Origin of the sequence: Marinobacter sp. 3-2 (genome assembly GCF_003751355.1) — a bacterium.
In the GTDB taxonomy this organism is placed as follows: Bacteria; Pseudomonadota; Gammaproteobacteria; order Pseudomonadales; family Oleiphilaceae; genus Marinobacter; species Marinobacter adhaerens.
The window spans coordinates 268,194-280,526 of the sequence record NZ_RJUQ01000011.1; the positions used below are offsets into that span (position 1 = coordinate 268,194).

At 57.4% G+C, this 12,333-nt stretch carries 10 protein-coding genes and 2 tRNA genes; 6 read left to right on the forward strand and 6 right to left on the reverse strand.

All coding sequences use genetic code 11. The features are described from left to right. Nucleotides 1-90 precede the first annotated feature (90 nt). Nucleotides 91-3,015: an insulinase family protein gene (locus EDB94_RS03030; RefSeq protein ID WP_108017415.1), complete on the reverse strand. Its 2,925-nt coding sequence runs from the start codon at nucleotides 3,013-3,015 to the stop codon at nucleotides 91-93. A gap of 99 nt (nucleotides 3,016-3,114) precedes the next feature. Between EDB94_RS03030 and EDB94_RS03035 the strand changes: the two genes are divergently transcribed. From EDB94_RS03035 to EDB94_RS03045, 3 genes are all read left to right on the forward strand, one after another. Beyond that, nucleotides 3,115-3,576, forward strand: coding sequence for a hypothetical protein (locus EDB94_RS03035; RefSeq protein WP_108017416.1), 462 nt, complete (start codon nucleotides 3,115-3,117; stop codon nucleotides 3,574-3,576). 115 nt (nucleotides 3,577-3,691) lie between these two features. Continuing rightward, nucleotides 3,692-5,005, forward strand: a complete 1,314-nt coding sequence (locus EDB94_RS03040; protein WP_108017417.1) for an MORN repeat-containing protein — start codon at nucleotides 3,692-3,694, stop codon at nucleotides 5,003-5,005. A 52-nt stretch (nucleotides 5,006-5,057) separates the two neighbouring features. Then, nucleotides 5,058-6,152, forward strand: a complete 1,095-nt coding sequence (locus EDB94_RS03045) for a response regulator (RefSeq protein ID WP_108017418.1) — start codon at nucleotides 5,058-5,060, stop codon at nucleotides 6,150-6,152. Here the strand turns inward: EDB94_RS03045 and EDB94_RS03050 are convergent. Beyond that, the gene (locus EDB94_RS03050) at nucleotides 6,112-6,789 is read right to left on the reverse strand and encodes an NTP transferase domain-containing protein (protein WP_108017419.1); all 678 of its coding nucleotides are present in this window, start codon (nucleotides 6,787-6,789) and stop codon (nucleotides 6,112-6,114) included. The genes EDB94_RS03045 and EDB94_RS03050 overlap by 41 nt on opposite strands. 100 nt (nucleotides 6,790-6,889) lie before the next feature. On the opposite strand from EDB94_RS03050, the gene EDB94_RS03055 reads away from it, so the two are divergent. After that, nucleotides 6,890-7,741 carry a 6-carboxytetrahydropterin synthase gene (locus EDB94_RS03055; RefSeq protein WP_108017420.1) on the forward strand — a complete coding sequence of 284 codons (852 nt, stop codon included), beginning with the start codon at nucleotides 6,890-6,892 and terminating at the stop codon, nucleotides 7,739-7,741. Nucleotides 7,742-7,870: 129 nt separating this feature from the next. On the opposite strand, the gene EDB94_RS03060 is transcribed toward EDB94_RS03055, so the two are convergent. From EDB94_RS03060 to gltX, 3 genes are all read right to left on the reverse strand, one after another. Further along, nucleotides 7,871-7,946: transfer RNA gene (locus tag EDB94_RS03060), tRNA-Glu, on the reverse strand. 7 nt (nucleotides 7,947-7,953) lie between these two features. After that, nucleotides 7,954-8,029 (reverse strand) — tRNA-Ala (locus EDB94_RS03065). 113 nt (nucleotides 8,030-8,142) lie between these two features. Beyond that, on the reverse strand, nucleotides 8,143-9,627 hold the full coding sequence (gene gltX / locus EDB94_RS03070; protein ID WP_108017421.1) for a glutamate--tRNA ligase: 1,485 nt from the start codon (nucleotides 9,625-9,627) through the stop codon (nucleotides 8,143-8,145). A gap of 187 nt (nucleotides 9,628-9,814) precedes the next feature. Here gltX and EDB94_RS03075 point away from each other — a divergent pair, with 187 nt between their 5' ends. Beyond that, a complete protein-coding gene (locus EDB94_RS03075) occupies nucleotides 9,815-10,813 on the forward strand; it encodes a zinc ABC transporter substrate-binding protein (RefSeq protein ID WP_108017422.1) in 999 nt (332 codons plus the stop codon). Here EDB94_RS03075 and EDB94_RS03080 read toward each other — a convergent pair. Continuing rightward, entirely contained in the window at nucleotides 10,790-11,704 is a 915-nt protein-coding gene (locus EDB94_RS03080; RefSeq protein WP_108017423.1) for an AEC family transporter, read from the reverse strand. The two genes, EDB94_RS03075 and EDB94_RS03080, sit on opposite strands and share 24 nt — an antisense overlap. A gap of 110 nt (nucleotides 11,705-11,814) precedes the next feature. Here EDB94_RS03080 and EDB94_RS03085 point away from each other — a divergent pair, with 110 nt between their 5' ends. Continuing rightward, nucleotides 11,815-12,246 (forward strand): BLUF domain-containing protein, encoded by a 432-nt coding sequence (locus EDB94_RS03085; protein WP_108017424.1) that lies wholly within the window; start codon nucleotides 11,815-11,817, stop codon nucleotides 12,244-12,246. Nucleotides 12,247-12,333: the final 87 nt, after the last annotated feature.

The window sequence follows — 12,333 nt, forward strand, 5'->3', positions numbered from 1 at the left end:
GCTGGAGGGCGTCATCGCGGCAGAATAAGAAATGGGCCAGACCAAGAAGAGGCCAGATGAACACTTCATCTGGCCTCTGTTGTTTTGGCTTTACAGTTCCTGAATGTTCAGGCCAAGCTTCTCGGCCCTAGCACGGTTTTCCGGACTGGTTACCACGGCCGTACTGGCTTTCTCGGGCACCAGCCAGGTTCTGGCCACACGCTTCAGGTCATCCAGGGTGACGGACAGCACCCGCTCCCGGAACCTGGCACGCTGCTCCGGGCTTCGCCCAAACAGCTTGTTGTGAAAAGCATGCCGAGCAGCGCCCGCGGGCGATCTGGGCCTGTCGAGTTGACCAATTACACCAAGAATCGACTCTTCAAGCTCCTGATAGTCGTGGTCATTGTCCTGAAGCCACGCAACGGCCGCGTCGAAATCGTCCAGCGTTTCCTCCAGGCGCGGATCACGGTAGGAGAAGAACCGGAACGTGCCATTCACGCTGTCCTGCCCGGCGCCGCCACCGTAAGCGCCACCCTTCTCCCGAATGGCTCGGTGCAGATAACCGTTACGCAAGAAACCACCCAGCACGGTCAGTGCCGCCGCATCGGGATGATCCACAGCGACAGTGCTGTAGGCCTTGGAACAGAAGTTAACCTGGGTAGAGGTCAGCCACGCCTCACGGGTGGTGTAATTGACCGGTTCCATTTTCCAGCCTGCAATGCCCGCTCCGGAGGCATCACGCCAGCAGGATTTCAGATCATCAACCATAGCCGGGAGCTGATCCTCTTCACCAATCACCAGGAACTCCCGACCCTGCTTGCCGATCTTCTCGTGCAATGCAGAAAGCTTGTCACAGAGCGCCGTCAGTTCCTCTGGATCCTTCAGGGCCTGATCGAGCTGCTTGGTGCCGCGAATACCGGCAAGACCACCCAGCCGGAAAGAAAGCCAGGCACCCGGACTCATACCCTGTGAAGCCGCGCCCATGGCCAGTGCATGGCCACTGCCGGTTACGGCCTGCTCGCGACGGGCCCGGATCTGCGCAATGATCTCCCTGATTCGCTCTTTCTCATCGAAGCGGGCACTGGTGTAGACATCCCGCAGAAGACGGGTCAATTCACTGCGATTACGGGCCAGCGCCTTGCCGTTGAAGATGATGTAACCGGACAGCGCCTGAACGTCATCAATCCGGCCTTTGGCGCTGAACGCTGCGCCGATACCACCAGACTCCGCAGAGATACGATCCTGCATTTGCAGGTAGTCCAGATCACCACAACCCACTTCGGAAATCAGCGTGGTGTAGTAAGGCACCAGAAGCAGCTCCTCTTCGGTCAGCGCCGGCACCGGGACAACAATCTGCTCGTAAACCAGACCGTTGGTACCACGGGCATAAACGGTTGCCGAAATGTCGCCGTCATAACGCCCTTCCGGCTCCGGCATCTGCAGAGGCACGTCTGACAGATCCACCTTTGGCAGAATGGAGTCATCGTCCTTCTGCATCTGGCGTTCTTCCAGCGCCCTGGCCCGGTCGACAATCATCCGGACCTCGTCATCGGTAAGCTCGGCCTTGCGACGGGCCAGCGCTTCACGGATGGCTTCCTGCCGGCGGGACTCGAGCTTTTCATCCGGCCGCAGGGTCAGGGTGACCCGGTGCGGGTTCTCAAGAAGCTTGCGGCGGATCAGATCCGGCACGTATTGCGGGTCCCGGATTTTCTCCCGGAGCGTTGCCAGGACCGGCTCCAGATCCAGCAATTCAACCGGATCACCGCCGTGCACCATGGGTGCAATGGCACTCATGATCAGCTGCAGGCCGTACGGGAACTGGTCACCAGCAATTTCCCTCTGGTGCAGTTCGAGCTGATGCAGGATGGCTTCCAGACGTTCCTGGCTGACGCCCTCCTCCACGACCTTGAGCAGCGTGGACTCGAGCAGGGCTTCCAGATCCTTGTGCTTGTCCGGCTCGCTACCTTCGATGCCGCAAACAAAGGTCATTTCACGGTTGGAGTCTTCCAGACCACACATGGGCGAAGGTGCATGACCAAGATCCGTCGTTTCCAGGGCTCGCATCAGTGGTGAGGCACTGTTTTCCAGCAGTACCGCAGAGAGCAGTTGACCCTCCAGGTTCTCCTGCAAATCAAAACTGTGGCCCAGCAACCAGCCCACAACGATGTGAGTCTTGTTGTCGGTCCCCTCGCCTTCGTTGACCGCATAGCCCTGCTCTACCCTGACCGGGGCGAACATGCGCTTCTCGTCGCGAACCGGAAGATCGATGTCCAGCCGGTCGAACCGTTTCAGCGCCAGCTCTTCAAACTTCTCATGATGCTCATGAGCCGGGATATCGCCGTAGGTGGCAAATATCGCGTTGCTGGGGTGATAGTGGTGGCGGTAGAACTGCAGCAGGTCGTCGTAGCTCAGATCCACGATGTGGTCGGGCTCGCCACCGCTGTTGTAGTGATAGGTCGTGGTCGGGAAAAGGTGGCTGCTGAGGTTCTGCCACAGCTGGGACGTGGGCGAACTCATGGCGCCTTTCATCTCGTTGTAGACAACACCTCGATAAACCAGGTCGGTGGACGGATCTTCCGGCTTATCGAACTCAAGGCGATGACCTTCCTGCGCAAAATCCAGCGGATCGAGCTTGGAGAAAAATACACAATCCAGGTAAACCGACAGAAGGTTGTCGAAATCCTTTCGGTTCATGCTGGCGAAGGGATAGGCCGTCCAGTCGCTGCTGGTGAAAGCGTTCATGAACGTGTTCAGTGACCGCCGAATCATCATGAAGAACGGATCACGAACCGGGAAACGCTCGCTGCCACACAATGCCGTGTGTTCCAGAATATGCGCCACCCCGGTGGAATCCATCGGGAAGGTACGCAGGGCAACGAAAAACACGTTTTCGTCGTTGTCGGCTGCCAGATGCAGATGGCGGGCGCCAGTCTTCTTGTGACGATACTCCTCGACCTCGAGGTTGAGTGTATCGATCCGGTGACTGCGAAGTTTCTCAAAGGCCGGATGAGTTGCGTTGTCGATCACTGCAGCCATTCAAACTATCCTGTCTTTAAACAATTGGAGAATTGTAGGGTAACACGTAGTATCGCTTATCATGCATCACTCCAGAAGCTATAGGGTACCGCGCCGTACATGACAACACCTGCACCTCAATCAAAGGCCGTTGAGGCCCCGGAAGTAGCCGCCTACTGGGCAGAACGTCGGCGGTACCTCGAGCGGATCCGGAGAGTACCGGAAGTCAGACAGCGCTTCTGGCGGGAAGTTGCCCTTTATCTGCTCCGCCGATTGCTCTGGTCATTCGGATTCTTCCCGATCTTCATCGCCTTCTGGGTGCCACTGGTGATGGCCAGCTTCAACCCGGTTGCGATGGCATCGGATCTGATTCCGGTGTTACAGAATTTCGTCGACTCGAACCCGGAGGTACAGGCAACGACCATTAGCACCCTGGCCATCGCGTGGGCTTCCATCGGGTTTTTCTTTCTCGTCTTCGATTTCGTGCTAACCCCTTTCAAATCGCCTTATCAATACGAAGCCGACGTGTACATGAGATCATGGGAGCAGCTCAACCATGATCAGCTTCCGGATAAAGTGTGATTTGGCCTGCATTCTCGGTAACTCCCCGTCACTTTCTGTTACATAGCGTTGCACTCACTGGGTAAGATGAACCGGTAGACAGAATTCCAAGAATGCAGGATCAAGAGGTTCCGTCATGGTCGATTTCAGACCGCTTCTGTTCGTCAATGCCCTGGCGCTCATGCTGCTGGTAACCGCCGGGTTCGCCTCGGTTCGCGATGACCTTCAGATAACAGAAGCCTTCGAACCACCCTCGACGGATCAAGCTGTTGCCTCTATCACTACCGAGCCCGAGCCAGCCCCCGAGCCTGTTCCGGAGGCATCCGCCAGAACCGAACAGGCTGCCCGGGAGTCGCGCCCACCCGTGGTGGAGGCCACTCCGTTTACCGTGCCATCCATGCCGGAGAACCCGGAGGTTCTGGCTGTAGCTGAACCGCCATCGGTAATGGCAACGAGAACAGACACCGCCCCGGCAAATTCGCAACAACCGGAAAAACAGCAGGGACCCCAGCCACCGACGCAGGCTCTGCTGGTACTACGCTCAAACGTTGTCGGCGATCAGGTCACCATCAACGGCAAGAAATATGGCGCGACCCGCCTGGATCTTGAGCTGGACCCGGGCCGCTACGAGGTCACCATCACCAAGCCAGGTTTCAAACCCTGGAACCGCTCCATTGCCCTGAAAGCCGGCAATGAGGTGACTCTGGTGGGCGAACTGGAGGCTCTGACCACGGTGAATTTCCGTGACGGGATCTGGATCGGTGGCGTGAAGACCGGTGATGGCACCTACCAGGACAACGATGGACTGCGCTACGAGGGGCATTTCGTGGATGGTGAATTCCACGGCCAGGGCACCGCGTGGTATCCCGATGGTGGCCGTTACGAGGGAGGCTGGTCTGCAGGAAACCGCGAGGGCGACGGTGAATGGCGCAGTGCCGACGGCTCGCGCTATTCCGGCGAATTCCGGGACAACCAGTTTAACGGCAAAGGCACGCTTACACTGGCAAACGGCGACATACTGACCGGCCACTGGAAGGACGGACAGCTTAATGGCCACGGTTCCCTGACCACCGCGGATGGCATGCTCTACGTCGGCGGCTTCCGGAACGACGAATTTCATGGCACCGGCACACTAACCTACCCCGACGGTCGCCATTACGAAGGCGAATTTTCCAACGGCGCCTTCCATGGCACCGGGGCAGAGGTCTTCGCCAGCGGCAAGAAATACGAGGGCGAATACATTGAAGGAAAGTTCCACGGTAAGGGCTTGCTGAAGAATCCCAACGGCAGCTCGATCGAAGCGACATTCCGTCATGGCGAGCCTTACGGACAGGTACGCCTGACCACAGCGGCAGGGGAAATTTTCACTGCCCGAACCACTGAACCCGGTGTCTGTTATCGGGACAAGAGCTACCGGGCCACAGAGTGCCCGAAACTGGAAGGCTGGTAATCAGAACGGCCCGATAACAAACGCGTTTGCAGTAAACGATTGAGGTAGTGACATGGCGATCAAGAACGCTCTGCTGGTAGATGACTCCAAGGTGGCCCGATTTGCCCTGAGCAAACTGCTGGAAAGTCGCGATATGGAAGTCAATATGGCTGGCTCGGCTGAGGAGGCCCTCGATTTCCTGAACAGCCAGGGGCGTCCGGATGTCATCTTCATGGACCATCTAATGCCGGGGATGAATGGCGTAGAGGCGACCAAAGCCATCAAGGGCAACCCGGAGACCGCCGGCATCCCCATCATCATGTGCACATCCAAAAAATCGTCATCATTCATGGAGGAGGCCAGGAACTTCGGTGTTTACAACATCCTCACTAAACCGCCGCAGACCGAGGGCCTCAAAGAGGTTTTGGACCAGCTGGCCAGTGATGTCACAGGCGGAAACTTGCCGGAGCCACCGCTGCAATCTGAGCCGGCTGCCGCGGAAGAGGACGAACTGCTGAACGTACCTGCAGATGCGTCGGTGGAACTGTCGCCCAAGACGGGCGATGCAGCCAGCCGGAGCAACCCGCAAGCCAATGTGGTGCCCTTGACCAGCGAATTGATTGAGCAGATCGCCCGTTCCGCAGTCAAAACTCACATCAACAACCGCCTTCATGAACTACTCAGTTCCCTCTTTGACGAGCAGTTCGATCACCTGAAGCGGGCTCTGGATGAATCCCGCAGCAAACAGGACGCGGTGATTGAGGAGCGCCTGAACGCCGTCACCGAATTGGTCGACGAACGGACCAAAAATCTGCGGGACGAAGTTGCCGCGGAGGTCAACCTGAACCTTGGCAGCGAACTTGCCGTGCTCAAGAAGGAGCTGAAAAAGAATTCCGGCTTCACGAGCGAGCATATGGCCGAGCTGAAAGATCACATCACGAGTGTTCAGACGATTGATACCGAGTTCTGGCAAACCCTTCAGTCCGAGGCTATTCAGCAAGCCCACGAGATCTCGAGGGAAACCGCTGAAGACATAGCCCAGCGCACAATCGACCTTTTTGTTGCGCAGCAGCGCTCGGCATCGTCCCGGGTCTACACCATTGGTCTTGCCATAAGTCTAGGCATCTTCAGCGTCGGGATTGCCTGGCTGTCTGGCCTGTTCGGTTGAGCAGGGCCCTGATCCTGTGCCAGTCTGCCGGGGTGTCCACATCATCGTGGATCCCCGGAATATCTACCCGGGTTGCACGCACCTCTGCAAGCAGTCGCCCGGCGCCCCTATCCCCCTCCAGATCCAACGCCAGCGGCCAGAGCCACTTGGGCAAATAGGCGGGCACACCCGGCCGGCCACCGTAATCTGCAGCGATGGGCTGTTCCGGTACAGAGCGGGCCGCCTTGCCAAAGGCCTCGAGGGCGTTCAGATCCAGTAACGGCTGGTCCGCCACCAGAACAAATACGCCCTTTACCGCTGGCCCCAGGCTGCGAAGCCCCGCTGACAGAGATGCCGAGATGCCCTCCTGCCAATCCGGCGCCCGCAACCAGGAAGAAGGTTGCCTCCGACAACGAAAGCGTATGAGCGGGTACCAGGCCCCACACACCACTCGAACTTCCGGACTGAGGATTCGGCCCTGGGCAATGGCGGCGTCCACCAATGTGCGGTTACGGCAGTCCGTGTCTGTCCCGTCACCAGAAGCCAGCGGCAGGAGGGCTTTCGGCCGACCGAGGCGGCTCGAGGCACCGGCCGCCAGTATCAGTGCCGGAAATTGCTGATCAATGTGCGAGTCGAGGTTTAAAATGATGAGTCCGATAGCAAAAAGAAATGAAGCAGTGGCGAACCGCCAGACTGCTGTATTCGGTGATTTTTGCTAGAATTCGGCCATCAATCAACCATACCCGCCTGGAAATTTGATGAACCATCTGTTTGTAGACAACCTGACCGTTATCGATTTTGCCTACCTGGACCCGACCCGTGGGCTGGTGGGTGAAAGCTGGATTGCGGATGTGGTGCTTGGCGGGGAGCTGGACGAACAGGGCATGGTGTTCGACTTCAGTAACGTAAAACGCACCATCAAGCGAGTGATCGATGAGCGTGTTGACCATCGCCTGGTGATTCCCCGCGGCTACCAGGGGCTGTCCTGGAGTGAGGAGCAGCCAGACACTTTTACCTGGGCACTCACGGACGGCAGCCAGATCATTCACCGCTCACCGGACGAGGCCAGTGTCTGGTTGTCCGCCGATAGGGTTGTGCCCTCGGCCGTGGCCTCTTTGCTGGAACAGGAAATAAAGGCCGTGCTTCCGGCCAACGTGATTTCCGTCGAGATCAATCTCCGGGAAGAGGAGATCGATGGTGCCTACTACCACTATGTCCACGGCCTTAAGAAACACCTGGGCAACTGCCAGCGCATCGCCCACGGCCATCGATCACCGATTCGTATCGACCGGAACGGCCACCGCGATTACGATCTGGAGCGCCGCTGGGCCAAGCTCTGGCGGGATATCTACGTGGGGTCCGAGGAGGATGTGGTGCGTCGCCATGTTGGCGAAGACGGCGTTCGCTATGTGACCTTCGAATACGAGGCCAACCAGGGCGAGTTTGCACTGACCCTGCCAGAGGAGCGCGTGTACATGCTGGATACCGACACCACGGTGGAGCTCATTGCCGCCCACATGGCCGACAAGCTCAAGGTGGAGTTCGCGACAGACACCATCCGGGTGAAGGCTTATGAGGGTGTTGGGAAGGGTGCCATTGCCGAGCGCTGAATAAATCCGGGGTCAGATGGCAATTTCATTTGACCCCATTGTTGTCTGACCCGACATTCAGACACAAAAAAACCGCCAGAAGGCGGTTTTGTTGATGGCTTCCCGGTGGACTAAACCGTCAAGCCGTATTGGCGTCCCCTAGGGGGTTCGAACCCCTGTTGCCGCCGTGAAAGGGCGGAGTCCTAGGCCACTAGACGAAGGGGACTAGAAATTGGTGGAGCCAGGCGGGATCGAACCGCCGACCTCAACACTGCCAGTGTTGCGCTCTCCCAGCTGAGCTATGGCCCCTCAACGGCTGCGTATATTAAGGATCCGCCCTATGGGCGTCAACCTCTGAAACACACTTTTTTTCAGTTTTCTGAACATCCCTGTTCAAGCCGTTTATTAATTCACCAAAGCGGTTAATGAATACCCAGAGCCGCGTATTCCTTTTCCACCTTCTTGGTTTCCTTCTTGGAGAATCCACCCATCACTTCCAGGGCATGCCGAAGCCTTGAACGGGTCATGTCCGGGCCCAGCAGCGCCATGGAATCCATGACAGACCAGGAATTCGGGGTGCCAGCAACCGCCACAAAAATGGAGAACATGAAGTCACCCATCTTCAGGTCCATGGCTTTGGCCAACGCCTTGATATCCGCGAAGATGGTCTCCTTGCTCCAGTGTCGCTGCGCTTCAAGCTTCCAAAGCGTGAACTGAAGAACCCGCTTGATCTGGGCTTCCTCCAGCTTGTTGTGGGCAAAGTCTTCCGGCCTCAGGTTGAGCATGCCGGAGAACATGAACTGGGCCATGGGCGCCACATCCGAAAACACCTCTGCCCTGCCCTTGATGTGGGGCACCAGAGCACGCAGGGCATCCTCATTGAACCACCACTGGCGCATGCGCTCCATGAACTGCTCTTCAGTCAGCTCTTCGCGCAGCCACTGGCCGTTCAGCCACCGGAGCTTCTCCACGTCAAACACCGGACCACCAAGGGAAACTCGCTGGATGTCGAAGTTCTCGATCATCTCATCCAGGGTGAACTTTTCCCGCTCGTCCGGCATGGACCAGCCCATGCGCCCCAGATAGTTGGTGACGGCCTCCGGCAGAAAGCCCATGCGCTCATAGAAATTGATGCTGGTCGGGTTCTTGCGCTTGGACAGTTTGCTCTTGTCCGGGTTGCGCAGCAGCGGAAGGTGACACAGCACCGGCATATCCCAGCCAAAATACTGATACAGCAGCTTGTGCTTGGGCGCCGAGTTGATCCACTCCTCACCACGCAGAACGTGTGTGATTTCCATCAGGTGATCATCGACCACATTCGCCAGGTGATAAGTGGGCATGCCATCGGACTTGAGCAGAATCTGGCAGTCCACCTGAGCCCAGTCGATCTCAATGGTGCCCCGAAGCATGTCGTCGATCTCGCAGATGCCCTCATCGGGCACTTTCATACGAATCACGTATGGTTCACCTGCATCGAGGCGGCGCTTCACTTCGTCCTCGGGCAGCTCCAGATCGCCCTTGATACCCGGGTTCAGACCCTGGGCCTTGCGTTCTTCCCGAATGGCTTCCAGCTCATCCGGTGTGCGGAAGCAATAAAATGCGTGGCCGGCCGTCACCAGATCCTCGGCATACTGCCGGTACGAGTGCTTGCGCTCGGACTGGCGATAGGGGCCGTGAGGACCACCCACGTCGGGGCCTTCGTCCCAGTTCAGACCGAGCCAGCGCAGCGCCTTGAGAATGTCCTGCTCGGATTCTGCGGTACTGCGGGCCTGGTCGGTGTCTTCGATACGCAGGATAAACTGGCCGCCGTGCTGACGGGCAAAGCACAGGTTGAACAGGGCCACGTAGGCGGTACCAACGTGAGGGTCTCCCGTGGGTGACGGAGCAATTCGGGTACGTACAGTCATGAAACCTTCCTGAAAAATCGGTGGCCGTTTGATAAAGCGGGCATTATACCGGCCAACGGCAGGTTTCGCATGATCAGGAAGTTAACGGGCACACCAGAAATACTAAGTAAGAAGTTTCTTTTGCCGGCCCCGGCCGAGTTTGTTATATTATAACATTACACATTAGCATCGCAGGATCTCACTTATCATGCGCGTTACCGGAAAAGCACTTTCTATTGCACTCCGAGCCGGCACCCTTTTGTTTCACAGCGCCCTGCAGGCCGAGACCCGTATTGTTACTTCCATCAAACCGGTTGAGCTGATCGTCAGTGCGATCGCCACGGAAGACATGCAGACAACGAGTCTCGTCCCGCCCGGCTCCAGCCCCCACAATTACACCATGAAGCCATCCCAGCGCCGGGCACTGGAAAACGCCGACGTGATTTTCTGGGTCGGGCCCGACATGGAAACCTTCCTTAATCGCCTTCTGGCAGGGCAGGAATTCAGCGGTCGAACGGTCGCGCTCATGGATGCCGAGCACGAACCCGGGGAAGTTACCCACGATGACCACGCGCACGACGAGCACGCGGACGATCACCATGGCCATGCTCACGAAGAGGAGGCCAAGGAGGAAGAACACCACAACGAGGGGCACGGACACGGCCATGATCACGGAGAAGGCGAAGACCCGCACATCTGGCTGGATCCCGAATTGGCCATCGAAATGGCCGGGACGATACGCGATGCTCTCTCAGGACTGGAAGGTGTTGACGCTGGCGCGTTGAACGAAAATTTCGAGCAGTTCAAAGCCAGCGTTCGAGAAACCGATGCCACTATCCGTGACCGCCTTGCACCGGCGCACGAAATCAGCCTGTTCGCCTATCACGACGCCTTTACCCGATTTGCCGAACACTATGAACTGAAACTCGAGGGCGTTCTGACGCTGAACCCGGAGCTGTCGCCAGGGGCCCGGCATATCGCGGAAGTGCAGGAAAAACTGCGCAACGCAAACCACCCCTGCCTCCTGACCGAACCGCAGTTCAACCGGCAGTGGTGGCGCTCGATCACCGAGAGCCTGGACGTGACCTTCAGCACCTGGGACCCTCTGGCCACTGACATCGCGGCAACGCCAGAAGGTTACAACAACTTCCAGCACAGCATTGTCGACGCGGTGCTCAAGTGCCTACCAGAGAATACTGAGCATTAACGGTATGGTGACGATGGCCAGCAAGGTCTGACCACTGATGATGCCCGCCATCAGGGGGGCATCGCCACCAAGCTGCCGGGCCAGAATGTAGGCAGAGGTGGCCGTGGGAAGCGCCGACAACAGCACGGCCACCTGAACCATCATTCCCTCAAGACCCAGCAACAAGGCCAGCCCCGCAGTCATCAGCGGAAATCCGACCAACTTCAGCGCCGATGACACAATAAACGGCAGTGAAGCGCCTCTGAGGGCCTTGAGCTGAAGCCCGGCGCCAACCGTCATCAAACCCATCGGCAACGCCAGATTGCTTAGCGGCTCGAGAATGCCGCCGATCAGCGGATGAAATCCGATTTCGAAGAAACTCCAGACCACGCCAATCACCGAGCCCACGATGAGAGGATTGGTCACAATCGCCTTGAATACTGGCACCAGCCTCACCGGCCCTTCCGTGGCCACCAGTGAAAACATCAGTATGCACAGCAGATTCAGCAACGGCACCATGATGGCAACCGCAATCGCCGTGAGGGAAAGGCCCTGATCGCCGAGCAGCATGCCGCCAGCCGCCAGGCCCACGTAGGAATTGAACCGGATAGCCCCCTGGTAAACCGAAGAAAAAACCGGGCCGGACCAGCGCCAGGACCATTGGGCAATCGCCAGGATCAGCGTCATCGCGATCAGCATGGCGCCAATGAGCAATGCAATGTCGCCATAAGCGGAAGCCGGCAGCCTGGCCTGCCCCAGCTTGAAGACCAACATGGCCGGAAACAGCACGTAGTAGGTAAACCGCTCCGCCTGGGGCCAGAAATCGCCGCCCGGAAAGTCAATGCGGCGGAACACATGCCCAAGCATGATCAGGACAAATACCGGCAGCAGAGCCTGCACCATCAGGGGCATACGTTCAAACTCCAGGGCAAGGTTGTTAACTTGGGTTTTATCGGAGTACAGTTAAAGAAGGACGAAATCATAGCAGAAGGAGTGCTTCTCCTTCAGGGAGGTTTTTTGCTATGGGCACATCAAAGCCGAGACTTTGCAGGCTTATCTATTTCAGCAGCGTTTCTTCGCACCTGCAGGAATCCGATTTAGACGACATCCTGGCAGAATCCACCAAAAGAAACGAGCGTGACGGCATCACCGGCCTGCTGGCTTATGATCAATTCAATTTCATGCAGGTTTTGGAAGGTGAGGAAGAGGCTGTCAACAGACTTTATCTTGGCATCACTGCCGATCCTCGCCACCAGGATGTTCGGCTGATCCAGTACGAGCAAATCGATCATCGCCAGTTTGACGATTGGGCAATGGCTCTGGCGAAGCTTCCCGAGGTTCCGGGCAATTACATCAACAAACTCTATGGTGGCTTCAAGCCCCAGCTGTTCTCCACTCGAGACGCTCTAATCTACTTCAATTTTCTCCGCAACTATCTGAAACGCGCTGCCTGAAGCCCGTTGTGGATTTCGCCAAAGCCTTACGGAAATCGGAAACCAATGCCTGTTAAACTACCACCCTTGTTTTCAACGTAGTTTTTT